The organism is Bathymodiolus platifrons methanotrophic gill symbiont (assembly GCF_002189065.1).
Lineage (GTDB): Bacteria > Pseudomonadota > Gammaproteobacteria > Methylococcales > Methylomonadaceae > Methyloprofundus.
This window is the reverse complement of sequence record NZ_BDMN01000018.1, coordinates 18,820-42,518: the sequence shown is the minus strand read 5'-3', so window position 1 is coordinate 42,518 and position 23,699 is coordinate 18,820. Positions and strand designations below refer to the sequence as shown.

24 protein-coding genes and 1 tRNA gene are annotated in these 23,699 nt (G+C 42.4%); 5 read left to right on the top strand and 20 right to left on the bottom strand.

The genetic code is table 11. The annotated features are described in order from the left end of the window. Positions 1-386: 386 nt before the first annotated feature. The 7 genes from CDZ78_RS01180 to CDZ78_RS01145 all read right to left on the bottom strand — a co-directional run bounded on the left by CDZ78_RS01180 (position 387) and on the right by CDZ78_RS01145 (position 6,535). On the bottom strand, positions 387-611 hold the full coding sequence (locus CDZ78_RS01180) for a hypothetical protein (RefSeq protein WP_373862412.1): 225 nt from the start codon (positions 609-611) through the stop codon (positions 387-389). A 311-nt stretch (positions 612-922) separates the two neighbouring features. After that, a complete protein-coding gene (locus CDZ78_RS01170; protein ID WP_087868311.1) occupies positions 923-1,639 on the bottom strand; it encodes an SIMPL domain-containing protein in 717 nt (238 codons plus the stop codon). A 58-nt stretch (positions 1,640-1,697) separates the two neighbouring features. After that, entirely contained in the window at positions 1,698-2,168 is a 471-nt protein-coding gene (tadA, locus tag CDZ78_RS01165; RefSeq protein ID WP_087868310.1) for a tRNA adenosine(34) deaminase TadA, read from the bottom strand. Next, positions 2,159-3,745 (bottom strand): glutamine-hydrolyzing GMP synthase, encoded by a 1,587-nt coding sequence (gene guaA, locus CDZ78_RS01160; RefSeq protein ID WP_087868309.1) that lies wholly within the window; start codon positions 3,743-3,745, stop codon positions 2,159-2,161. Before guaA ends, tadA begins: the two co-directional genes overlap by 10 nt. A gap of 141 nt (positions 3,746-3,886) precedes the next feature. Continuing rightward, positions 3,887-5,350 carry an IMP dehydrogenase gene (gene guaB / locus CDZ78_RS01155; protein WP_087868308.1) on the bottom strand — a complete coding sequence of 488 codons (1,464 nt, stop codon included), beginning with the start codon at positions 5,348-5,350 and terminating at the stop codon, positions 3,887-3,889. 199 nt (positions 5,351-5,549) lie between these two features. After that, a complete protein-coding gene (locus tag CDZ78_RS01150) occupies positions 5,550-5,720 on the bottom strand; it encodes a rubredoxin (RefSeq protein WP_087868307.1) in 171 nt (56 codons plus the stop codon). Between the two features lie 14 nt (positions 5,721-5,734). Continuing rightward, positions 5,735-6,535 carry a sulfite exporter TauE/SafE family protein gene (locus CDZ78_RS01145; RefSeq protein WP_087868306.1) on the bottom strand — a complete coding sequence of 267 codons (801 nt, stop codon included), beginning with the start codon at positions 6,533-6,535 and terminating at the stop codon, positions 5,735-5,737. 475 nt (positions 6,536-7,010) lie between these two features. Between CDZ78_RS01145 and CDZ78_RS01140 the strand changes: the two genes are divergently transcribed. Together CDZ78_RS01140 and CDZ78_RS01135 are read left to right on the top strand one after the other, a co-directional pair. Continuing rightward, a complete protein-coding gene (locus tag CDZ78_RS01140) occupies positions 7,011-8,237 on the top strand; it encodes a multifunctional CCA addition/repair protein (protein WP_087868305.1) in 1,227 nt (408 codons plus the stop codon). Between the two features lie 12 nt (positions 8,238-8,249). Next, on the top strand, positions 8,250-8,732 hold the full coding sequence (locus CDZ78_RS01135) for a YajQ family cyclic di-GMP-binding protein (protein ID WP_087868304.1): 483 nt from the start codon (positions 8,250-8,252) through the stop codon (positions 8,730-8,732). 202 nt (positions 8,733-8,934) lie between these two features. Here the strand turns inward: CDZ78_RS01135 and CDZ78_RS01130 are convergent, their stop codons facing one another. The 10 genes from CDZ78_RS01130 to rpsU form a co-directional block, all read right to left on the bottom strand. Next, on the bottom strand, positions 8,935-9,822 hold the full coding sequence (locus tag CDZ78_RS01130; RefSeq protein WP_087868303.1) for a CPBP family glutamic-type intramembrane protease: 888 nt from the start codon (positions 9,820-9,822) through the stop codon (positions 8,935-8,937). Continuing rightward, positions 9,812-10,555 carry a 16S rRNA (uracil(1498)-N(3))-methyltransferase gene (locus CDZ78_RS01125; RefSeq protein WP_087868302.1) on the bottom strand — a complete coding sequence of 248 codons (744 nt, stop codon included), beginning with the start codon at positions 10,553-10,555 and terminating at the stop codon, positions 9,812-9,814. The genes CDZ78_RS01130 and CDZ78_RS01125 overlap by 11 nt, the downstream gene beginning before the upstream one ends. Positions 10,556-10,990: 435 nt before the next feature. Further along, entirely contained in the window at positions 10,991-11,836 is an 846-nt protein-coding gene (gene metF / locus CDZ78_RS01120; protein WP_087868301.1) for a methylenetetrahydrofolate reductase [NAD(P)H], read from the bottom strand. Positions 11,837-12,019: 183 nt separating this feature from the next. Beyond that, positions 12,020-13,309: an adenosylhomocysteinase gene (gene ahcY / locus CDZ78_RS01115; protein ID WP_087868300.1), complete on the bottom strand. Its 1,290-nt coding sequence runs from the start codon at positions 13,307-13,309 to the stop codon at positions 12,020-12,022. 53 nt (positions 13,310-13,362) lie between these two features. Further along, on the bottom strand, positions 13,363-14,523 hold the full coding sequence (gene metK, locus CDZ78_RS01110; RefSeq protein ID WP_087868299.1) for a methionine adenosyltransferase: 1,161 nt from the start codon (positions 14,521-14,523) through the stop codon (positions 13,363-13,365). Positions 14,524-14,631: 108 nt separating this feature from the next. Further along, a tRNA-Ile gene (locus tag CDZ78_RS01105) sits at positions 14,632-14,708 on the bottom strand. Between the two features lie 22 nt (positions 14,709-14,730). Continuing rightward, positions 14,731-16,548: an RNA polymerase sigma factor RpoD gene (gene rpoD / locus CDZ78_RS01100; protein WP_087868298.1), complete on the bottom strand. Its 1,818-nt coding sequence runs from the start codon at positions 16,546-16,548 to the stop codon at positions 14,731-14,733. Positions 16,549-16,598: 50 nt separating this feature from the next. Next, positions 16,599-18,320, bottom strand: coding sequence for a DNA primase (gene dnaG, locus CDZ78_RS01095; protein WP_087868297.1), 1,722 nt, complete (start codon positions 18,318-18,320; stop codon positions 16,599-16,601). 156 nt (positions 18,321-18,476) lie between these two features. Continuing rightward, complete coding sequence (locus CDZ78_RS01090) at positions 18,477-18,926, bottom strand: GatB/YqeY domain-containing protein (RefSeq protein WP_087868296.1); 450 nt, start codon at positions 18,924-18,926, stop codon at positions 18,477-18,479. A gap of 6 nt (positions 18,927-18,932) precedes the next feature. Further along, positions 18,933-19,166 carry a 30S ribosomal protein S21 gene (rpsU, locus tag CDZ78_RS01085; RefSeq protein ID WP_087868295.1) on the bottom strand — a complete coding sequence of 78 codons (234 nt, stop codon included), beginning with the start codon at positions 19,164-19,166 and terminating at the stop codon, positions 18,933-18,935. Positions 19,167-19,274: 108 nt separating this feature from the next. On the opposite strand from rpsU, the gene tsaD reads away from it, so the two are divergent. After that, positions 19,275-20,285, top strand: coding sequence for a tRNA (adenosine(37)-N6)-threonylcarbamoyltransferase complex transferase subunit TsaD (gene tsaD, locus CDZ78_RS01080; protein WP_087868294.1), 1,011 nt, complete (start codon positions 19,275-19,277; stop codon positions 20,283-20,285). 410 nt (positions 20,286-20,695) lie between these two features. On the opposite strand, the gene plsY is transcribed toward tsaD, so the two are convergent. Next, entirely contained in the window at positions 20,696-21,268 is a 573-nt protein-coding gene (gene plsY, locus CDZ78_RS01075) for a glycerol-3-phosphate 1-O-acyltransferase PlsY (protein ID WP_087868293.1), read from the bottom strand. Positions 21,269-21,535: 267 nt separating this feature from the next. Here plsY and folB point away from each other — a divergent pair, with 267 nt between their 5' ends. Together folB and folK are read left to right on the top strand one after the other, a co-directional pair. Continuing rightward, a complete protein-coding gene (gene folB / locus CDZ78_RS01070) occupies positions 21,536-21,889 on the top strand; it encodes a dihydroneopterin aldolase (protein WP_087868292.1) in 354 nt (117 codons plus the stop codon). Next, the gene (folK, locus tag CDZ78_RS01065) at positions 21,855-22,385 is read left to right on the top strand and encodes a 2-amino-4-hydroxy-6-hydroxymethyldihydropteridine diphosphokinase (protein ID WP_230991021.1); all 531 of its coding nucleotides are present in this window, start codon (positions 21,855-21,857) and stop codon (positions 22,383-22,385) included. Before folB ends, folK begins: the two co-directional genes overlap by 35 nt. On the opposite strand, the gene CDZ78_RS01060 is transcribed toward folK, so the two are convergent. Together CDZ78_RS01060 and CDZ78_RS01055 are read right to left on the bottom strand one after the other, a co-directional pair. Beyond that, a complete protein-coding gene (locus tag CDZ78_RS01060; protein WP_087868290.1) occupies positions 22,374-23,111 on the bottom strand; it encodes a pteridine reductase in 738 nt (245 codons plus the stop codon). The two genes, folK and CDZ78_RS01060, sit on opposite strands and share 12 nt — an antisense overlap. Further along, complete coding sequence (locus CDZ78_RS01055) at positions 23,108-23,566, bottom strand: DUF3465 domain-containing protein (protein WP_087868289.1); 459 nt, start codon at positions 23,564-23,566, stop codon at positions 23,108-23,110. Before CDZ78_RS01055 ends, CDZ78_RS01060 begins: the two co-directional genes overlap by 4 nt. Between the last annotated feature and the right edge of the window lie 133 nt (positions 23,567-23,699).

Sequence of the window (23,699 nt, the reverse complement as noted above, 5' to 3'; positions counted from 1 at the left end):
GATTTAACCTGAGTTCGGGATAAGGAATTATAGCAAAGGCAATAAATATTCTCTTCTTAGGTTCAATACCTGCGCCAGAATCAGGCGCGCCATGCTACCTCACGAAATGCCGGGACTCCTGTCGCCATAATTCGTTCACCTACGCAGCGGATGGGAGATGCCCTGAACGCCCTGCGTCCGCAACGACTACGCACAAAAGCCGCTTCGTCATTACTACCTCACTGGCTGGACGGCTATTCGGAATGCAATTCTTGCTCCTCTCGCGTGCTGCTAGCACACGTCGAATCAGCGAATTGCCCTGTCGCCTATCAGGGACTAAAAATCACCACTTCGCTAAGCTCCGTTTCCATGATTTTCAGCGAGTGAGAATAGCATGGTAAAAGGCATTATTTGAACATAAAGTACATAAATTTCTGTATTAAACTAGGTGTTTTTACTTCATCATTGATATTAATTGTTTTATCAAGAATAACGCTACCTTGAGTAGGAATTCGCTCGTCTAAAGTGACGGGTAAGTCTGTGATTTTCATGCCTTTAGGTAAGAAAACAGCCTCCACGTCCTCTAGGTCTGTATTCCAGAAATTATTTGCAGTCAAATTTGTCATACTCAATGGTTCAGTTAGGTTCTTCTAAATAAAATTATACATGCCAATATATAGGTTGTTAACTATCCATATATTCAATTCTCAACCAGACAGACTTATTCCATGATAGGTTTATTGAGACTGCCTTTCAGAACGCGCCATTATAGCTAAAAATAATGATAATGTCGACAGATGCAAATCCATCAACCATATGTAAATTTTAGCAGGGGTAGTCATAAATAGCAAGTATTTATAAAAACATATACTAGCATTTTTTACTTCCCCTTTGTTTTTTCCGCTCTTCAGTTCTATTCCTGACAAGCCAGCTAATAATGACTTCAATCAGACAAATAATACTCAACTGTCGAGACTACCCTGACTTTTTTGATAGACGGGCTATTTTTGTCCCGGGCATTGATACTAAATTGCCCCTGCTTTGCCTGTCTTATTTTGCCCAGCTGGCTATTAGAGTCTGCGGCAAATTTTTCTGCGACCTCTCTTGCTTTGCGCGTAGCCTCTTCTATCATTTCTGGCTTTACTTCATTTAAACGAGTGAAAATATATTCTGTCTGCCCTTGATAATTACTTCCTGTAAATGCTATACCTGTCTTGCCTAGCTCGGGCAATAACTTCATAACATTCTGAACTCTCGGAATATTTTTCGAATACACCGTCACAGTTTGTTGCGCAGTGTAGCGATATTCGGCCTTGGCATTGCCATATTGCCGGGCGGATTTATCGGTAATATTCGGCGCAGAAATGGATATTTCATCAGGGTTGATTTTATTTTTTTCCAGAAAACCCTTAATCTTGGAATTACTAGCCTCAATAGAACTATAAAGCTGAGCAAGATCATTACTCGACTCTGTGAATTGAATCGGCCAGATAACAATATCGGCTGGGTATTCACGTTCTGACAGGCCTTTTGCTGTGACCGTACGCTCATACTCTTTGTATTGAATTGCCGCATTTCCCAGTTGGTAACCAACGGTAGCTAACCCCAGAAATATAAAGGCGCCCAGTATAAAGGCACTTGATTTGCTTTGTTCTTGCATCTGCTTCTCCTTTAGATATTTAAGCGATATCGGGCAGAGTTGCGGACTAAAGTCCGCTCTACAGCTTTTTTCGCTTTGCTTTAAAAAAATCTCTTAATAAATTGCCACAGGTCTCTGCTAGCACTTCGCCTTGCCAGTCTATCTGATGATTTAAAAAATCCGCATTACTTAGCTCTAATGCACTACACACTGCGCCACGCTTTTCATCAATTGCACCAAAGACTAATCGCTTAACACGTGCGTGGGCAATAGCCCCCATACACATCACACAAGGCTCTAAGGTGACATATAAGGTGCTGTCTATTAAACGGTAATTATCTAACTGCTGCCCTGCCAGGCGCATTGCGTTAATTTCTGCATGTGCTGTTGGGTCATTATCTGTAATTGGCGTATTCCAGCCTTCGGCAATACATTTGTTATCCAAAACAAGCACAGCACCGACCGGGACTTCACCCTGTGCTTCTGCACGTTGTGCAAGCCTGATAGCATGGCGCATCCAGGCTTGATCCTCTGCCTGGTTTACTCCCATTCTATGGTCGCGGGAGGCTTGCCGGAAATATCATAAGTCACGCGTGAAATACCATCGACTTCATTAATAATACGTGTGGATACATGACCTAAAAAGTCATAAGGCAAATGCGCCCATCTAGCCGTCATAAAATCGATGGTTTCTACTGCACGTAGCGCAATGACATAATCATAACGCCTGCCATCACCCATGACACCCACAGATTTTATCGGTAGGAATACAGCAAAGGCCTGACTGACTGTTTGATATAAATCCTGTTTATACAGTTCATCCATAAAAATAGCATCGGCTTGACGCAATAAATCGGCATATTGTTTTTTTACTTCACCTAATATACGTACACCTAAACCAGGGCCCGGGAAAGGGTGGCGATAAACCATATCGTAAGGCAAACCTAGCTCTGTACCCAGTTTACGTACTTCATCTTTAAATAACTCACGTAAAGGCTCGAGTAATTTCAGGGTCATATTTTCGGGTAAGCCGCCGACATTATGATGTGATTTAATTAAGTGTGCTTTACCACTAGCAGCACCTGCTGATTCGATCACATCAGGATAAATTGTTCCTTGTGCCAGCCATTTAGCATCGGTTAATTTACCCGCTTGTTCATCAAAAATCTCAACGAATAGATTACCGATAATCTTACGCTTCTGTTCTGGGTCTGTTATCCCCGCTAGAGCTGTTAAGTATCGCTGCTCGGCATTAACACGAATCACTTTTACACCCATATGCTGGGCAAAAGTTGCCATTACCTGGTCACCTTCATTCAGGCGTAATAAACCAGTATCGACAAACACGCACGTAAGTTGTTCGCCGATTGCTTTATGCAATAACGCTGCGACTACAGATGAATCTACACCACCAGAAAGACCCAGAATAACCTGATCAGTACCTACTTTCTGTTTAATGCTTTGCAGGTTTTCACTAATAATATGTGCCGAGTCCCATAGAGCATCACAGCCACAAATATCCAGGACAAAACGACTTAAAATACGCCCGCCTTGTTTTGTGTGAGTTACTTCCGGGTGAAATTGCACCCCATAAAAATCCTTTTCTTCATTGGCAATACCAGCAATAGGTGCGCCATCGGAGTTGGCTATTAACTTAAAGCCTTCAGGCAATTCCACAACACGATCACCATGACTCATCCACACATCTAGTAAACCATAGCCTTCAGGGCTCGTATGGTCTTCTATATCAATGAATAATTTAGAATGTCCACGCGCTCTAACTTGTGCATAACCAAATTCACGGTGATCTGAGGATTCTACCTTGCCATTTAATTGCTCGGTCATGGTTTGCATACCATAGCAAATACCTAATACCGGGACACCTGCATCAAATACTGCTTGTGGCGCTCTTGGCGTGTGACCTGACGTCACTGATTCAGGACCACCCGATAAAATAATCCCTTGCGCGCCAAATGCGCTCACTTCTTCGTCAGAGCAATCACAGGAATAAATTTCGCAATAAACCCCAATTTCACGAATGCGTCGTGCTATCAATTGGGTGTATTGTGAGCCAAAATCCAGAATAAGGATTTTATGTGCATGAATATCTGTTGTTTGTTGGTTCACGGTAATCTCTTAGGTTGTTCGTAGTTTGAGTTAGCAGAGCGCAACATTTATCGTTGTAATACTTGCTGGGTTACAAACAAGGGCTATAAACAAATCGAGGCCCACTAGGAGCCTCGATAATATAATTTATATTGCAGTTTGTTACACCCGATAATTAGGTGCTTCTTTTGTAATGATGACATCATGAACATGACTTTCACGCATACCCGCGCTACTCACACGCACAAACTGTGCATTTTCATGTAGTTTTTCAATGGTTGCACAACCGGTATAACCCATACTGGCACGGATACCACCAAGTGCCTGATGAATAATAGCGACTAAACTACCTTTATAAGGTACCCGCCCTTCAATACCCTCAGGTACTAACTTATCTGATGAGTCAGCATCTTCCTGAAAATAACGATCACTAGAACCTTGCTGCTGCGCCATTGCACCAATCGAGCCCATACCACGATAAGATTTGTATGAACGCCCCTGAAATAATTCCACTTCACCAGGCGCCTCTTCTGTCCCCGCAAAAAGACCGCCTAACATGACTGAATATGCTCCGGCAGATAATGCCTTTGCCATATCCCCTGAATAACGTATACCACCATCGGCTATTAAAGGAACACCTGTGCCTTTTAAAGCCTGAGCAACATTATCCACGGCTGAAATTTGTGGCACACCAACACCAGCAACGATCCGTGTAGTACAAATCGATCCAGGACCAATCCCCACTTTCACGCCATCGGCACCGGCTTCAACTAACGCTAAAGCTGCATCTGCTGTTGCTATATTGCCTCCGATAACCTGTAAATCAGGGTAGTTTTGTTTAACCCAGCGCACACGCTCTAACACACCTTGCGAATGTCCATGCGCGGTATCAACCACAATCACATCGACTCCCGCCTCAACTAGGGCGGCTACACGCTCTTCAGTCCCTTCTCCGGTTCCAACAGCAGCACCAACTCGTAAACGCTCTAATTCATCTTTACAGGCATTAGGGTAATCTTTGGCTTTTTGAATATCTTTTACCGTAATCATGCCACGCAAATGAAAATCATCATTAATGATTAACACTTTTTCGATACGATGCTCATGCAACAATTTCAAGGCCTCTACCTGAGTAAAGTCCTCCTTAACAGTCACTAGGCGTGCTTTAGGTGTCATCACATTGGCAATAGATTCATCAAGACGCGTTTCAAAACGCAAGTCACGACTAGTCACAATACCTACTAATTCATTGCCATCAACAACAGGTACACCCGAAATATTGTTTTCCTGAGTCAACGCCATCACATCACGCACAGTTGCCGTTGATGCAACAGTAATCGGCTCTCTTATAACACCACTTTCATATTTCTTAACACTACGAACTTCCTGCGCCTGTTCCTCGGCCGTCATATTCTTATGAATAATTCCGATACCACCTTCCTGTGCTATTGCAATCGCTAGTCTTGCCTCGGTAACAGTATCCATTGCCGCAGAAACCAGCGGAATATTAAGTGCTATCTTGCGCGTTAGCTGTGTTTTCATTGATACTTCACGCGGCATCACTGTTGAGTGAGCTGGCACTAATAACACATCATCAAAAGTTAAGGCTTCCTGTATAATTTGCATAACACCTTCAGTACAGTCAATAAAAATTAACCGATTATTATACTATGACTTGATGATCTTTTAATAGCATAAATAAAGATACCTGAAAAAAGACACACCTATGGCGTGATTTCAAGTCCACCAATACCCATAAAAGTAATCTAAAGGCGGGCTAAAGCCTCGCCCTACAGACAAATCAACACCTTTTTCAATAAAGGAGTTACTCCATTAACTTAAAAAAACTTTTCGGCGCCCCACAGATAGGGCAAGCCCAATCATCAGGAATATCATCCCATAAAGTTCCTGGTGCAAGACCGCTATCAGAATCACCCTGCTCTTCATCGTAAACATGCTCACATTCCTGACAACGATATTTTTTAAATTCAGCCATAATAATCCTCTTAATCAAATATAAATTGCCCACAATAATTTGCCGGCAACAGCAAATAATAACAATGAAAAATACCGCTTTAGCCTTTTGGTCGGTAACTTATTAGCCAACCTAGCACCCACTGGCGCAGTTAGCATACTGGTCATTATGATGCCAAAAAAAGCTGGTAAATATACATAGCCAATACTCCCTTCAGGCAGCCCCGCTCTCTGCCAGCCTAAAAAAGCATAGCTTATCGTACCCATAACAGCTATCGGTAAACCACAGGCACTGGAAATGGCAACTGCATTACGCATAGGCATCTGATGCCTGGCGAGCAAAGGAACGGTCAAGGTTCCTCCGCCTATTCCCAATACAGATGAAACAAAACCTATGACCACACCCGATATTTTTAACACTGACGCGTTAAGCGGCTTAAGCGTTGCTTTAAGTTTGCTTTGCATTGCCATTTGTACGGCAACATACAACAAATACACGGCAAAGATAAAACGTAAATTTTCTGCAGCAATAGAATCAGCCACCCAGGCACCTATCATTACCCCTAGCACTATACCGTAACTCAAATTAAAGACATACTTCCAGATAACAGCCCCCAGACGATGATGAGCAAAGCAAGAAGCGGTAGAAGTAACAACAATAGTTGCCAATGATGTTGCCACCGCCATCAACATTAGCAGATGATTTGCAATTCCGTGCGCCTCAAGCAAAACCAGAAAGAAAGGTACTAGCACGACCCCTCCACCCAACCCAAAAAGCCCAGCTAAAACACCAGAAAAACAACCAAAAGCAAGGCAAATCAGCAATATATCTAACATTATCGTTATCTATCAATCGTTGTATAAAGAATCTCTGATACTATACATTAAGCTTTCGTTTAAAGAGCGATGATTCCTGGTTATCCTGCCGCACTGACCACAAAGCAGCTGAAGATTTACTGCATTTATTACATGTATTTTAGTTAGGCCTCAGCATAAAAGTAGTTTTTTATCCCTACATTATTCTTAGGAATCAGGTTTTAATAAAATCCGAAACTTTGTGTAGACCGTATGGAGCTTGCGGAATACGGGAAATTGAGTGCGCTGCTCTTCCTGCATTCCGCAAGCTTCATACAGGCTTACAGTGGAACGTAAACTTTTGGGTATTATTAAATTCGCATTCCTTAGTAAAATGATAAAGATTTTATCAAGCACCACACCACATCACACCAGCTCCTCATTAAACCGCAGATTTCCAAATAGTCTGCGAATCATTTATCATGCATCATAAATCCAATAAAAACTCCCTAGTATGATGAAAGCCTATTTAGTCGGCGGCGCAGTACGCGACACCCTCCTTAATCTCCCTGTTCGAGAACGGGACTGGGTGGTTATTGGCGAAACAGCAGAATCCATGATTGCACGCGGGTATACCGAAGTAGGCAAAGATTTCCCGGTATTTCTGCACCCGGAAACTAAAGATGAATACGCCCTGGCACGCATCGAAAGAAAAACCACGCGCGGCTACAAAGGCTTCGCTGTCCATGCAACACCGGATGTCAGCATGACAGATGATTTAATGCGTCGCGACCTAACCATAAACGCCATGGCACTGATGGATAATGGTGAAATTTTCGACCCTTATGGTGGACAGGAAGACCTAAAAAACAGAATCTTTCGTCATATTTCACCCGCTTTTTGTGAAGACCCGGTACGAGTATTACGCATTGCCAGGTTTTGTGCCCGCTATCAACATCTGGGCTTTAGCATCGCCCCAAAAACCCAGCAATTAATGCGGGAAATGGTGACGCAAGGCGAAATTGACTACCTGGTTCCTGAGCGCGTATGGGCCGAAACAGCCAAAGCTTTAAGTGAACAATCACCTGCCGCCTTTTTTCAGGCTTTAAGAGATTGTGACGCATTAGCGCGTATTTTCCCTGAACTGGATAAATTATTTGGCGTTCCTCAGCCAGCTAGCTATCACCCTGAAATTGATACTGGCGTACATACACTCATGGTTTTAGATCAGGCTGCTTTATTAAGCGGCAAAACCACGGTACGCTTTGCTGCCTTAATGCATGATTTAGGCAAGGCACTAACGCCAGCAGATAAGTGGCCTAGTCACCATGGGCATGAAACACTGGGACTAAAGGGGCTTTGCCAACGCCTGCGCGTACCGAATCATTACCAGAAACTAGCCTTACAAGTCATGCAATACCACACCCATTGCCACCGCGCCTTTGAATTAAAGCCCGCAACATTGTGCGACACCCTTGCCAGTATTGGAGCCTTTAAAGCTGACAATCAACTAGATGACTTTTTACTTGCCTGCGAAGCTGATGCAAAGGGCCGCCTGGGACTTGAAGAAACCCCCTATCCACAAGCAGAGTATATCTTAGCCGCCCAACAGGCAGCTAAACGCATTGACAGCTCTGCAATTTTAGATAAAAGTCTAAAAGGCAAAGAAATAGGCCTAGCTATTCATAGACTCCGTACTCACGAGATCAGTAAAGTAAAAAAACAATTCACCCAAAATTTATAAACAGGACACACTATGCCATCATTTGATATTGTTTCAGAATTTGATATGCACGAAGCACAAAATGCCCTTGCCCAGGCCAATAAAGAAGTAGGCGCGCGCTTTGACTTTAAAGGCTCTAACGCTGAATTTGAACTTAGCGGGAATTCGATTTTAATGAAGGCTGAGTCAACCTTTCAGCTACAGCAGATGCTACCTATTCTATTTTCCAAATTGACTAAACGCGGTATTGATATTGCCTGCCTGGAAACAGGCGACGTTAAAGAAGCTGCAAAAACTGCACAACAACCCATCGAGCTAAAGGAAGGCATCGACAAACTCCAGGCGAAAAAAATTGTCAAACTGATCAAGGATAAAAAGCTGAAGGTACAAGCCGCCATTGAAGGGGAAAAAATTCGCGTATCGGGAAAAAAACGCGATGACCTGCAGCAAACCATGCAGATGTTGCGTGCTGAAAACTTAGAACAGCCTTTACAGTTTAATAATTTCAGAGATTAAAAACCTCTACTGCGTTTTAATGGGAAGAGGCTAGTCTTAGGCTCCTGGAAACACACATCATCCATCCTTGCTGGTCTTTTTGTCCTTCATCAGTACGGTAGCAGTAGTTACGTAGCCAGCTATGCGCCTATTGCTACCGTACTGATGACAAACAAAAATCCTGCCCACACTTGGACGCTTATTTATTTCCAGGCGCCTTAGCCTACTTCCCTTGCTTGCTTCCAAACTGCTGATAACCCAAGTAAGCACACAAAACCAGAGTCAGCCATATTGCCACCATCGGCCCAATAACTCCATCATAAGGGCTAATTAAATAAAGCAAGTCCGAGCTCTTATTTACATCCGTTATTTTATGCGCCATTTTAATCTGCCACACCCATGCCGCATGACAACCAACAACCCAGGCTAGACTGAGCTTCAGATGCGCACGCATGATCGCCAGAAAAATACCGACCATCAATAATGCCCAAAAAGCACTTAAATTCTCAGGGCGCAATAGGTTTTGAAATGCTTCTAGCAAAAGACTAAAGCTATCTAAGAACTCTGCCTCTTCAATGGGGATAGTCGTTTTTGTTTTAATAAAATGCAAGATAGCATAATAAAAAGAGCTGATAAAAATAGTCGCGACTATTCCCAGCCGGGATATATATGCCGAAATTAAAACCCCTCGAAACATAGGTTCTTCTAATAATGAAATGAGTAACGCCAGCAAAAATGTGACTAACAGGCTACTCACTACTTTCCCAAAGGTCCAGTGTCTAAGTTCATCAATAACAATAATATCTAGAGCATAGCTGAGCATTAATACTGGCAACAAGGTAAAAATACCCAGAACAGCACCTGCTAACATTTGCTTTAAAAATCTTTTATAAGCTACAAAACCTAACTCGGCAAAACTAATATTAAGCCAGCGCATAACCGGATAAATACTTAAAATCAACAATGCCTGCGTGACTCTACTGATTATCCTATTTAAGCCTACCGCTCCATCGAACAGTAAAAAAAGCCCATACCCCAGAAAACAGGCCACCAAGGAAAAGACTAGTAGCATCAACAATGGCAGTAAACTGATAGCAATTTTATTCAGCATCTTTAGCCCCTAAATCTCCCCATAAAACCTGCACTGCCGTTAATGCAGCAAGTGCTGCTGTTTCTGTCCGTAAAATGCGTGGCCCTAGTTGTACAGATATAAACCCAGCCTGTTTTGCAATTTCTCTCTCTTGCTCGGAAAACCCACCTTCAGGCCCAGCCAATAACGTAACTTTATTAGCTTCCGGCTGTAATTCCTGTAATGTTTGCGTAGCAAAGGGATCTAAAAAAACTTTGAGACCGTCCTGATGATTTACCCAAACCTCCAAAGAATCAACATCCTCAACTTTTGGCCTATAGGTACGCCCACTTTGTTCTGCGGCATGTTGCGCTATTTTTTGCCAATGGCGTACTTTATTCTGTCCTTTTTCAGCCTTTAACTGCACAACACATCGTTCTGTTTGCAATGGTGCTATCTGATGTATTCCCAATTCCACTGACTTTTGCACCGAAAAGTCCATCCGGTCACCACGAGATATACCTAAACCCAAATTAACCTGCAAAGCAGATTCAACACTACGACTTACAAAAGACTGTAGCTCTATTAATACACGTTTTCGCGAGACCTCTACAGTTTGCCCCTGAAACTCACCACCCTCACCATTAAATAAAGTAATTAACTGCCCTTTTTTAAGCCGTAAAACCGCACGCAAATAATGAGCACCATCCTCATCTAACTCAATAGTTTTATGCAAGGCTAAAGGCATAGCAAGATATAACCTTGATACTCTCATTATTTTTCCTATCAGCCTTATTAAAATTTAACCTTGATCAGCAAAAGGTCTGTTGACCCTAGAAAAAGCACTTAACCGCAAATTTATAGTGCAAGGTATGCTTTTACAATGCTTTAAAAAAATCTTAGCTTCACCCATAGGTTAAGTGGGCACAACTTGAAGTGTTGTGGAATCAAGAACTTGTTCTAGAAACCGTGAGCAACTGATTTTTTATCGGATTAAGGCGTAGAGCGGACTTTAGTCCGCTGCCCCCGAATCTACATTAGCGGACTAAAGTCCGCTCTACAGTGCATTTATCCGCTAATAAAAAAGGCAGACAAAGCATATTATGCCGTGTCTGCCCCTCAAAGAAAAACAATATACCCTAAAAATATATTTCGTGTTTTTCGTGCCTTTCGTGGTTAATCTTGTTTTAAAGCCAATAAACTTGATGATTTATGCAAAACTCAAATTATCCCAGACTGCCAAAGTTGGCTTTGATTGGTTCATGGTATAAAAATGTAACCCAGGTGCGCCATTATCCAGTAATTCCTGGCATAACTTAGACACTACATCTTCACCAAAAGCCATAATCGATGCTTTATCATCACCAAAACATTCCAGTGTTTTACGCATCCAGCGAGGAATATCCGCTCCACACATATCTGAAAAACGAAATAACTGTGCATAATTAGTTATCGGCATAATGCCCGGTACGATAGGAATATTTATGCCACTCTTTTCACATTTATCCAGAAAATAAAAATAAGCTTCAGCATTATAAAAATACTGGGTAATCACCGCATCGGCACCGGCATCCACTTTACGCTTGAAATTATTAAAGTCTTCAGTAGCATTACCTGCCTGCGGATGGACCTCAGGGTAACCCGCCACATGAATCTGAAAATGATCACCTGTTTCCGCACGGATAAAATCGACCAATTCATTGGCAAAGCGAAACTCCCCTGCCGACATCATTCCTGAAGGCAAATCACCGCGCAAAGCAACAATCTTGGAAACGCCATGTTCACGATAATTAGCTAATATCTCGCGAATATTTTCTTTAGTTGATGCAACACAGGATAAATGTGGCGCCGCCGAAACACCATTTTTCTGGATTTTAACCACCGTATCGTAGGTTTTATCCCGCGTAGAGCCACCAGCCCCAAAGGTTACCGAGAAAAAATCAGGATTAAGTTTAGCTAAATCGCGATGCACCTGCTCTAAATTAAGATCCCCTTGCTCCGTTTTAGGGGGATAAAATTCAAAACTAAATAAATCTGCTTTATTCTTTATAGTCATGACAATATTTTTAATAATCTATATCAATGCTGGGTTAGATTATCTAACGCTAGCCCCCCACAGAATTCTAAGAAACTGGTGCGGTGCTAGTTAAAACGTATAACGCAACCCAACATTTATATCAGCCTCTGTTGGGTTACGTTTTTATTGCTTCGCAAAAAAATCTAACCCAACCTACCCTTGTTAGTAACGATAATGATCAGGCTTGTAAGGACCTTCTACAGGCACACTAATATAATCAGCCTGCTCAGGCGTTAATTCTGTTAATTGTACGCCCAGTTGCGCAAGATGAGAACGCGCTACTTTTTCATCCAGTTTCTTCGGCAGAATATAAACTTCATTTTTATAATCAGCAGCATTTGCCCATAACTCCATTTGCGCAAGAACCTGGTTACAGAATGAATTAGACATTACAAAACTAGGATGTCCTGTTCCACAACCTAGATTCACTAAGCGGCCTTCTGCTAAAACAATGATTTTTTTGCCATCCGGGAAAGTCACATGATCAACTTGTGGCTTAATCGTATCCCATTCATATTGACGCAATGCAGCAATTTCAATTTCTGAATCAAAATGACCAATATTACAAACAATGGCATTGTTTCTCATTGCCAGCATATGGCCATGATTAATAATATGATAGTTACCTGTTGCAGTAACAAAGATATTCGCCTGAGGTGCCGCCTCTTCCATAGTCACCACACGAAAACCTTCCATTGACGCCTGTAATGCACAAATAGGATCAATCTCAGTAATCCAGACCGTCGCACCTAAACCACGCAATGACTGAGCACAACCCTTACCTACATCACCATAACCACAGACTACGGCAATTTTACCTGCAATCATAACGTCTGTCGCACGCTTAATGCCATCAACCAATGACTCACGACAGCCATATAAATTATCAAACTTAGATTTAGTAACAGAATCGTTAACATTAAAAGCTGGTACTTTTAATGTTCCTTTAGTCACCATTTCATACAGGCGCAGTACACCTGTCGTCGTTTCTTCAGATAGGCCTTTGACATCTGTCATTAATTCAGGAAATTTATCATGCATCATGACCGTTAAATCACCGCCATCATCCAGAATCATATTTGGACGCCAGTTATTCGGGCCTATAATAGTTTGTTCAATACACCATTCTGCTTCTTCTTCTGTCTCACCTTTCCAGGCAAAGACAGGAATACCTACCACAGCCATTGCTGCTGCCGCATGATCCTGAGTAGAAAAGATATTACATGAAGACCAGCGTACTTCAGCACCTAAAGCCGTTAGAGTTTCAATCAATACCGCTGTTTGAATAGTCATATGCAAACAACCGGCAATACGCGCACCTTTTAAAGGTTGTGCTGCGCCATATTCTTCACGCAAAGCCATTAATCCCGGCATTTCTGTTTCTGCAATTGATGTTTCTTTACGACCCCATTCAGCAAGGGATATATCTGCTACTTTGTAATCTTGACTCATTTGTTTTTATCCTGATATTTTATGTAAAGGTGATTTCTGTCAAAGAATATCACCTAAAGGCCAGCTGCACTTTTTAATGCATCGACTTTATCTGTTCTTTCCCAGCTAAATGTTTCTTCGGTACGACCAAAATGTCCATATGCCGCAGTAGGCAAATAAATGGGTTTTAATAAATCCAGCATGGCAATCAATCCCTTAGGTCTTAGATCGAAGACATCGCGAATAATCTGTACTAAGCGTTCTTCACTTATTTTTCCAGTATCAAAGGTTTCAACACTAATAGATGTTGGCTCAGCCACACCAATCGCATAGGAAACCTGAATTTCACAACGCTCTGCCAATTTTGCTGCAACAATATTTTTAGCCACATAACGACACATATAGGCTGCTGAACGATCAACTTTTGAAGGATCCTTACCAGAAAAAGCGCCACCACCATGACGCGCCATACCACCATAAGTATCAACGATAATTTTACGCCCTGTTAGGCCACAATCACCGACAGGCCCACCAATAATGAACTGCCCGGTTGGGTTGATAAAGTATTGTGTGCCCGCATGCAACCATTCTTTCGGTAAAGTAGGCAGAATTATTTCATCCATCACTGCTTCTTCCAGAAGCTTGCCACCCATGTCAGGCGAGTGCTGAGTGGATAACACGACGGCATCAATGGCTACTGGCTGATTATTTTCGTAACGAAAAGTAATCTGACTTTTTGCATCTGGACGCAACCATGGCAAAGTACCATTTTTACGCACTTCTGCCTGACGTTTCATTAGGCGATGAGCATAAGTAATCGGTGCAGGCATTAATACATCAGTTTCATTACTGGCATAACCAAACATTAAACCCTGATCGCCCGCTCCTTGCTCATGATCTTCACTATCATCTACGCCTTGTGAAATGTCTGCAGACTGTTTACCTATCGCATTTAGTACCGCACAACTTTCATAATCAAAGCCAATCTCTGAGCTGTTATAACCAATCTCTTTAACGACGCCTCTCACTACTTCTTCCGTATCCACCCAGGCATCCGTAGTAATTTCGCCGGCAATGATGACCATGCCCGTTTTAACCAAAGTTTCACATGCCACTCTAGATTTAGGGTCTTGCGCCAACAGAGAATCCAGAATTGCATCAGAAATCTGATCGGCAACTTTATCTGGATGACCTTCTGAGACTGACTCAGAAGTAAAAATATAGTTATTACTCATAAATATGGTCCTTCTTTAACAAGGGATAATTATACAAAAAACTGAAACCACGTTAGAAAAAAAGCTTCAGCTATAAAAAAAGGCTGCATAAAGCAGCCTTTCTATGGATGGTGGGCCCTCCCAGACTCGAACTGGGGACCTGCCGATTATGAGTCGGATGCTCTAACCAACTGAGCTAAGGGCCCTAAACTTTAAACGGAATAAACTCTATTCTGCATCCAGAAAGCATCTTAGCTGATCTGAACGTGATGGATGACGAAGTTTACGCAGAGCTTTCGCTTCAATCTGCCTAATACGTTCACGCGTCACATCGAATTGTTTACCCACTTCTTCCAAGGTATGATCGGTATTCATATTGATACCAAAGCGCATACGCAGAACTTTCGACTCGCGAGCCGTTAATCCAGCCAACACACCTTGCGTAGATTCTTTCAAGCCCTCTATTGTAGCAGACTCTACCGGCGAAAGCATCTTAGAATCTTCAATAAAATCACCTAAATGCGAATCTTCATCATCACCGATAGGCGTTTCCATGGAAATTGGCTCTTTAGCAATTTTCAATACCTTACGCACCTTATCTTCCGGCATTTCCATTTGTACTGCCAGTTCTTCTGGTGTCGCCTCTCTACCTTTTTCCTGCATAATCTGTCTTGAAATACGATTTAATTTATTAATCGTTTCAATCATATGCACTGGAATACGAATGGTTCTTGCCTGATCTGCAATTGAGCGTGTAATCGCCTGACGTATCCACCACGTAGCATAAGTAGAAAACTTATATCCACGACGATACTCAAACTTATCAACCGCTTTCATTAGGCCGATATTTCCTTCCTGAATTAAATCCAGAAACTGTAATCCACGGTTAGTATATTTTTTTGCAATCGAAATAACCAGCCTTAAATTGGCTTCAATCATATCTTTTTTTGCACGCCTTGCCTTGGCCTCACCGATAGAAACACGACGACTAATATCTTTAAGCTCGGTAATCACCATACCGTTGCCTTCCTGTATCGCTAAAAAGGCAGCTTCAGCTCTTCTAATTTCCTTAGCTTTACTCTTCAACACAAGCGCAATGGCCTCATCACTCTCCGCAAAACGAGAAAGCCATTTCAAATTCGCCTCATTGCCTATAAAGCCGTCAATAAAGTCCTTGCGATTTATTTTTGCCTGCTTAACACAAATATCCAGAATATTTCTTTCTTGATCGCGAATACCTTTCGTGACAGTAGCAAGCATAGCAACCTGCTTTTTAAAATACTGGGGAGCCCATTTTATTTCCAGAAAACGATCAGAAAGATTTTCAAATGCCTGCTCAGTTTTTTCATGCTTATAACCATTCTTCTTTAGCGAAGTTTCTACTCGCTTATAAGCCAGCTTAATTGCAGCAACTTTTTCCTGCGCTTCTTCCAGAGTTGGCCCCGTTGGCTCAGGAGTTTCATCCTCATCGTCATCACTGCTAGTTGCATCGGCTGGAGTTGGAGCAACTCTCGAGTCGTCGTAATCTGGCTCATTCAAGTCAATAAAATCACTTAGAATATCAGTCAAGCGCAAACCATTTTCTTCCCCAATCGTCGCAAAATCAGCAAATAATGACTCACCAACAAATCTGGAACGGGAAATTGCGCGCACAATCTGACGCTGGCCTGCCTCAATTCTGCGCGCAATTTTTAACTCTTCAGGTCTTGTTAACAACCCTACAGAGCCCATTTCACGCATATACATTCTAACAGGATCAGTTGTACGTCCAAACTCACTATCAATCGATGCTAATACAGCAACTTCTTCAGCATCATCGTCATCGTCATCGGCCGTCACTTCTTCTGATAAATCTTCATCATCAGGCGCAGACTCATGAACCTTGATACCAAGGCCATTAATCATGCCAATAATGTCTTCAATTTGCTCAGGATCAACAATTTCACTAGGCAAATGATCATTTACCTCAGAATAAGTAAGGTAGCCTTGTGCTTTTCCTTTGGCAATTAATTGTTTAAGCTGGGACTGCTGTTGTTGTTGATTCATTTTTTACTCTTAAAATGCTACATCAAACTTTATTGATATAGAAAATTACGTTATATACGACTAGCTAACATACTTAACAATTCCTTTTGCTCATGCAAAGCTAACCCGCTCACTCTTTCCTTTTCGATCAATTCATCCAGCCGCTGTTCTCTGCCTAAATTAATTAACCTGTCTATTGCACCTGAAAACTCTTCTGCTATCTCATCACCTGAGATACAAAAATCATGATTCATCATGATTTTTATATATTTTTCTTCATCCTTCCCTCTAAAGTGCTCCAATAGCCTAGGCAAGTTAATATCGGGGTGCTGTTCGATTATTTCAACTATTTTTTTTAGTAATGCTATGCCTGGAAAATCCAGCATTGGCCACTGTACTTGTTTTTTTTCAAACTCAATAATTAAAGCAGGGTTTTGTAGTAACAAAGTAATTGCTAACCTTATCGGCGACAATTTAGTATCTTCTTGTTGCTGCTTATGTCTTAAGTGCTTAAGTGTAGTTGGCTTTTCTAAAAAATCTAGTTTATCTATTTTCGATAATGCTTTTAATTTCTCCAGCATTAACTCTTGAAAAACCCCATTAGGTAAGGTCTGCAAATAAGCTTTCGCTTTATTTACCAAACTTGCACGCCCCTCCATCCCATCAAGGTTTAAACCATTACTTAATCGCTCAAAAAAAAACTCTGATAAGGCTTGCGCCGACATCACGCCATGCTCAAATTCTTGCAAACCCCTATCTCTAACAAAAGTATCCGGATCAACCCCCATAGGCATCTGCATGATCTTCACCTGCCTACCATCCCGAAGACTAGGAAAAGCCGATAAGACCGCGCGCCAGGAAGCCTCACGTCCTGCTTTATCTCCATCAAAACAAAACACGACCTCACTGGTAAAGCGAAACAATAATTCCAGATGCTCTTTTGACGTTGCCGTTCCAAGCGTTGCTACCGCATAACCCACACCAAACTGAGCTAACGCGATCACATCCATATAGCCTTCAACAACAATAATTCGTTCTGGCTTGGAATTTTTGGCTAGTAACTCATACAAACCATAGACTTCACGGCCCTTATGAAAAACGGTAGTCTCAGGTGAATTTAAATATTTAGGCAAGGAGTCATCCAGGACCCGACCACCAAAACCTAAAACTCGTCCTCGTCTATCACGTATTGGAAAAACAACCCGACCACGAAAACGGTCATAAACCGAACCGCTTTCTTTAGATATTGCCAACCCAGCATCGATAAGTTGCTGCGCGTTAAACCGCTTCAATAGTGCATCCCAGCGATCAGGTGCATATCCTAGCTGAAACTCTTGCGCCACCTCGCCACTTAAGCCCCGAGACTTAAGATAAGCTACAGCTGCTTTAGCCGTTTCATTTTCTCGTAACTGTTGTATATAGAAACCAGCCACCTGCTCAAGAACCTGAAAAACCTCACTGGTATTATTTTTTTTAACGGGAGTGCCACCTGACTCTCTCGGCACAGATACGCCAGCAAAATCTGCCAGCCCCTCTACAGCCTCGACAAAATCAAGGTGACTATAGTCCATCAAAAAACTAATCGCGTTGCCGCCCACACCACAACCAAAGCAATGATAAAGCTGCTTATTACGTGTTACTGCAAAACTGGGAGTTTTTTCAGTATGAAAAGGACACCGGGCAACATAGCTACTACCCGATTTTTTCAAGGGCACATAAGAATCCACCAGGTCAACAATATCAACCCTGACCAATAGGTCATCTATAAAAGAACGTGGGATTCTACCAGCCATAATTAGCTAAGGAACAAGAGTTAAAATACCCGAAAGATTAACGTAGGGCTTTAGTTTCACAACAGCACCGATAAAACAGGCTGTCTACTAGTAACACATAAAATCAAAAAGCAAACCAGATTCAAACATTATTGAATTCTCGCCCTACTCAAGATACTACGCGGCTAACATCGCCTTTATTTGTGTACTTACTACGGCCATATCTGCTCTACCCTGCATAGCAGGCTTTAAGGCAGCCATAACTTTACCCATATCCTTAATCGAGCTTGCCGAACAATCGGCAATAGCAGACATAACCATGTCGTTAATTTCTTCTTCAGTCAACGCCTGAGGCAGAAAGTCCTGTATTACTAGCACTTCCGCCTCTTCCACTTCGGCCAAATCTTCTCGGCTCGCATCGCGATATTGCTTGATAGACTCTCTACGCTGCTTTAGCATTTTATCTAATACAGCGATAACCTGCTGATCATCTAAAACAATACGCTCATCGACTTCTTTCTGCTTAATTGCTGCCAACATTAACCGGATAGCCCCTAAACGGACTTTTTCCCGAGCTTTCATCGCCAACTTCATTTCGTCTTTAAGACGATCTCGCATAGTAGTCATCTCTACTTACAGCTGTGGGCGACCACGGCGTAGGTTTTTCAACGCATAACGCTCACGTGATAATTTTTTCAGGTGGCGCTTTACAGCAGCAGCTGCTTTGCGCTTACGTTCTGCCGTTGGTTTTTCGTAGAACTCACGACGACGCACTTCAGACAAAACGCCTGCTTTTTCACAAGAACGCTTAAAACGGCGAAGAGCAATATCAAATGGTTCGTTTTCTTTAACTTTAATTGCGGGCATAAATTTTTCCAGTTTGCTAAAATTCTTAGTTATTGGGCTAGCCAAACCAAACACTTGTGAGCTAGCGAACTCTCGATTATAGCAGCAATCTATTTAAAATCAAAAACAATGTATATTTTAGGGATTGAAACATCTTGTGATGAAACCGGCGTGGCTATTTATCATAGCGACAAAGGCCTTATTCAGCACAGTTTATATAGCCAAATCGCAATGCATAACGAATACGGCGGCATTGTTCCCGAACTTGCCTCGCGCGACCATATTCGCAAACTTATTCCACTAATAGCCGAATGCCTGCAGCTTAGCAAATTAACTAAAGCAGATATTCAAGGCATCGCCTATACTGCAGGCCCCGGCTTGATAGGAGCATTATTAGTAGGTGCAGCAACAGCTAAAAGCCTGGCCTGGTCATTAAACATCCCGGCAATAGGCGTGCATCATATGGAGGGTCACTTGCTTGCTCCTATGCTAGAAGAGCACCCACCAGAATTTCCTTTTGTCGCCCTGCTAATTTCAGGTGGCCATACTTTATTAGTCGAGGTCACAGAGATTGGTCACTACCAATTACTTGGCGAATCATTAGATGACGCGGCAGGCGAAGCTTTTGATAAGGCAGCAAAAATGCTCGGACTTGCTTACCCTGGCGGCCCTTTATTAGCAAAACTTGCCCAGCAGGGACAGACAAATCGATTCAAGTTCCCACGCCCAATGACCAACCGCCCAGGATTGGATTTCAGCTTCAGCGGCCTTAAAACTTTCACTATGAACAGCCTGAATAATACCGAACAAACGGAACAGGACAAAGCCGATATTGCCTTCGCCTTTCAGCAAGCCACTGCAGCAACGCTAGCAATAAAATGCAAGCGAGCTCTGCAACAGACAGGATTAAAACGCCTTGTCGTTGCAGGGGGAGTGAGCGCCAACACCCATATTCGTCAAACATTAGTTGAGATGGCGCGCAAAGAACGAGCTGAAATCTTCTTTCCCAGACCTGAATTCTGTACTGACAACGGCGCAATGATTGCTTATGCAGGTTGCCAACGTTTACTAGCCCAGCAGCAAGAATCCTTAAGCATTATCGCCAGGCCTCGATGGCCAATCAATGAACTTACAGAATAAGGGAGCTGGAAATAAATAATTGTCCAGTATTGGGCAGGATTTTTGTTCGTATTCAAGGCGTAGTAACAGGCGCATAGCAGGCTACGCAACTGTTACTACAACGCAGAAAACGGACAAAAAGACCAGCAGTTTTGGATGATTATTTGTTTCCATCTCCCTAACCCAACCCCTAGACAAAACCCCATTCGACAATCCGCCACAATAACACTTCACCCTACTTCGGCTAGGCATCAACATAAGCCACGAGTAATCGTAGCCCGTATGCAACGTAGAGGAACACGAGGGGAGTCGACCAAGCCAAGCCCCGTATTACGCAAGCTTCATACGGGCTACTTTATCCTTTTTTCACATTAACCGTAAATTGCCTGAAAATAAATAAGCGTCCAATAATTGGGCAGAATTTTCAGGCTTTAATTTTCTTCACCCGCCAATAAACGCTGAATATTAGTCTTATGTCGCCAGATTAAAATAACTGCAATTAAAGCCGCCACATACACCATGGCCTGCATGCCCATTATCAAATAAACATATACAGGGGCTAGCGATGCCGCCACTAAAGCTGACAATGAAGAAATCTTAAATAACTTATAAATGGTAATCCAGCTTATAAGTACCGCCAAGCCAACCATCCAGTTGGCACCTAACAAGACACCAAAAGATGTCGCCACTCCCTTCCCGCCGGCAAAACCAAAAAATATCGGATATAAATGCCCTAAAAATGCAGCAAGCACTACTGCCGCCAAAATTAATGGCTCTACCTCCATTAACTGAGCCAGCAACACCGGGATTAACCCTTTTAACATATCGCCTAACAAAGTAATTGCGGCTGCTTTTTTCCCACCGATACGCATAACATTAGTTGCCCCCGGGTTTCCAGACCCTTCAGCTCGCGGATCAGGCAAGCCCATCACTCGGCAGACAATAATCGCACTGGAGATAGAGCCTAATAAATATGCGCCCGGGACTAATAGCCATTCAATCATCTTACTATCCTATTTTTAACAATATAAGTTCACTACAGCATAGACTTCATGCGGTCACGGCTGCGGTTTTCTGAAACCTGGTTGCCACCAACAACTGTATTACTGAAACTGTTGCGCAGCCTGCTACGCACCTACCCCTGCACCTCAACCCCAAAAAATATCAGCCATTATAAAATTCACCACTACCACCATGCAAAGTATTTTAGGGTAATTCCCTGATACAATTACCTGACAACAGATGTAATTATAATAATAACTGGAATATTAATGGACATTATTTTTTTAGGCGGCTTGAAAATTGATACGATAATCGGTATTTATGACTGGGAACGTAAAACAAAACAAACAGTTATCCTAGATATTGAAATGGCGCATGATATCAAAAAAGCCGCTGCAACTGATGACATAGAAGATACTTTAGATTACAAAGCAGTCTCTCAACGGGTGATTGAATTTGTAGAAAAAAGTGATTTTTTTCTAGTTGAAAAACTCGCAGAAGAAATTAATAGCATGATCCGTAAAGAGTTTCATGTCCCCTGGGTTAAGCTAATACTAAATAAAAAAGGGGCTATTAGCGGCGCTAGTGATGTCGGTATTATTATTGAGCGCGGCGCAAAATAAAATGCCACTTTGTTTTATCAGCATAGGCAGTAATATTAATCGAGAGCACAATATCAGCTCTGCTCTCGATGCACTTCAGTGCACCTTTGGTAGTATCAGGCATTCCAGCACTTACGAATCAAGTTCTGTAGGCTTTACTGGTGATGCATTTTATAATCTGGTTATTGCTTTTCACAGCGACAAGGAAGCACTCGATATTGCCCTGCTACTAAAACGCATAGAAACTGATCACGGCAGAGTCCCTAAGCAAGAGAAATTCTCATCGCGTACGCTTGACCTGGATTTACTCCTCTACGACCATCATATCATTGCCACTGATGCACTAAACATCCCGCACAATGATATTCTTAATTACGCTTTTGTACTGGAACCGCTTGCTGAAATAGCACCTGAGCAGCAACACCCCGTCAAAAACGTCTGTTATTTGAAGCTTTGGCAAGAATTCGATAAAAGCACAACTGAACAACAAAAAGTTAAGCAAAACTTAGCTAAATAAAGTTCGCCCGCCATCGAGTGTCATTATTTGCCCGGTCATATATTGCGCGTCGTAAATCAGATAGCCAATCGCCTTGGCAATATCATCAGGACTGCCAATACGCTGTAAAGCGACTTTGTTCTGTATTTCCTGTTTTTGCTGCTCTGCTAACTGATGATCTGGCCACAGAATTGCACCTGGCGCCACCGCATTTACTCTTATCTCTGGCGCCAACTCTTTAGCCAATATTTTTGTTAAAGCTGCCAGGCCTGCTTTGGCAATGCTATAGACGGGGAAGCCTGGCAACCCCTTCTCAGCATGAATATCGACGATATTTATCACACAACCATTCCTGCTCTGCAGTGTCGACGCAAGTGCCTGAATTAGAAAAAAGGGCGACTTTAAATTACTTCCTAACAAGTCATCCCATTGTGCCTCTGTTACCTCAGCCAACTCTGTCGCATAAAAAGCAGAGGCATTGTTGATTAATACATCAACCCCACCCCATGCCTGTTTAGCAATATCCGCCAGAGCCTGCAACTCTTGAATATCATGTAAATCAGCCTGGTAAAGCCGCACAGAATCCGGCCGTAACTCATTCAACTCATTAGCCAGCTCATTAGCAGCCTCGCTAGAAGAGCGGTAATGCAATACTATATTACAACCTTGTCCATGCAAATAACGCACACAATGAGCGCCCACTCTTTTTGCCGCACCGGTAATTAGTATATTTTTTTTAGCTCTCACTGGTAGCTTCTAGCATCGTGTTTTAGCCAGCCTGATACATGGTAGCCTCTTGGGTCTTTATGCGTCCAGTGGATTACTCCACCTCTAGAATTCCATTCATATTCGCCATTAAACTCGACTGCATCCCCTTTTTTCAAGCCATCAATTCGGGGAGCCAGATCGATATTATGAGCGATGAGCACTGTTAACCCAGGGCCTACCTGTAGTATAAATTTCTGGTGCCTAGAACCTTTTAAATCATCGCGCAAAACTTTTACCACGACACCTGAGCCCTGAACCTGAAGATTGCTTTGTTTTGCTTCATAAGCACGTTTTAGATCGCGATTATCAGCAGAAATCTTTTCTTTACTATCAGAAGCCTGAAGTAAGCTTTCTGGTACTGAAATATTTTGCTGTTGATACGCCTCAACCGCAAATAATACACCAGCTATTAATAGTATAAGAAGTTTTTTCATATCAGGGTGTAATTTAAAATTCGGGTTATGAAATTATCACACGCTTTTGTGTTGCGGTACCCGCTTTCGAGCTTAGCCTAACGAGACAAAGCCTTAATAATGAAGGTTACTCTACCATTCCCCGTATTCCGCT

Bases quoted from the DNA above. Each gene is read 5' to 3' on its own strand.
- CDZ78_RS01170 (WP_087868311.1), bottom strand. From the start codon at position 1,639: ATGCAAGAACAAAGCAAATCAAGTGCCTTTATACTGGGCGCCTTTATA.
- CDZ78_RS01135 (WP_087868304.1), top strand. From the start codon at position 8,250: ATGCCATCATTTGATATTGTTTCAGAATTTGATATGCACGAAGCACAA.
- rpoD (WP_087868298.1), bottom strand. From the start codon at position 16,548: ATGAATCAACAACAACAGCAGTCCCAGCTTAAACAATTAATTGCCAAA.
- CDZ78_RS01055 (WP_087868289.1), bottom strand. From the start codon at position 23,566: ATGAAAAAACTTCTTATACTATTAATAGCTGGTGTATTATTTGCGGTT.
- CDZ78_RS01150 (WP_087868307.1), bottom strand. From the start codon at position 5,720: ATGGCTGAATTTAAAAAATATCGTTGTCAGGAATGTGAGCATGTTTAC.
- CDZ78_RS01125 (WP_087868302.1), bottom strand. From the start codon at position 10,555: ATGAGAGTATCAAGGTTATATCTTGCTATGCCTTTAGCCTTGCATAAA.
- tadA (WP_087868310.1), bottom strand. From the start codon at position 2,168: ATGGGAGTAAACCAGGCAGAGGATCAAGCCTGGATGCGCCATGCTATC.
- guaB (WP_087868308.1), bottom strand. From the start codon at position 5,350: ATGCAAATTATACAGGAAGCCTTAACTTTTGATGATGTGTTATTAGTG.
- CDZ78_RS01130 (WP_087868303.1), bottom strand. From the start codon at position 9,822: ATGCTGAATAAAATTGCTATCAGTTTACTGCCATTGTTGATGCTACTA.
- CDZ78_RS01140 (WP_087868305.1), top strand. From the start codon at position 7,011: ATGAAAGCCTATTTAGTCGGCGGCGCAGTACGCGACACCCTCCTTAAT.
- dnaG (WP_087868297.1), bottom strand. From the start codon at position 18,320: ATGGCTGGTAGAATCCCACGTTCTTTTATAGATGACCTATTGGTCAGG.
- ahcY (WP_087868300.1), bottom strand. From the start codon at position 13,309: ATGAGTCAAGATTACAAAGTAGCAGATATATCCCTTGCTGAATGGGGT.
- metK (WP_087868299.1), bottom strand. From the start codon at position 14,523: ATGAGTAATAACTATATTTTTACTTCTGAGTCAGTCTCAGAAGGTCAT.
- folB (WP_087868292.1), top strand. From the start codon at position 21,536: ATGGACATTATTTTTTTAGGCGGCTTGAAAATTGATACGATAATCGGT.
- metF (WP_087868301.1), bottom strand. From the start codon at position 11,836: ATGACTATAAAGAATAAAGCAGATTTATTTAGTTTTGAATTTTATCCC.
- rpsU (WP_087868295.1), bottom strand. From the start codon at position 19,166: ATGCCCGCAATTAAAGTTAAAGAAAACGAACCATTTGATATTGCTCTT.
- CDZ78_RS01090 (WP_087868296.1), bottom strand. From the start codon at position 18,926: ATGACTACTATGCGAGATCGTCTTAAAGACGAAATGAAGTTGGCGATG.
- folK (WP_230991021.1), top strand. From the start codon at position 21,855: ATGTCGGTATTATTATTGAGCGCGGCGCAAAATAAAATGCCACTTTGT.
- tsaD (WP_087868294.1), top strand. From the start codon at position 19,275: ATGTATATTTTAGGGATTGAAACATCTTGTGATGAAACCGGCGTGGCT.
- CDZ78_RS01145 (WP_087868306.1), bottom strand. From the start codon at position 6,535: ATGTTAGATATATTGCTGATTTGCCTTGCTTTTGGTTGTTTTTCTGGT.
- plsY (WP_087868293.1), bottom strand. From the start codon at position 21,268: ATGATTGAATGGCTATTAGTCCCGGGCGCATATTTATTAGGCTCTATC.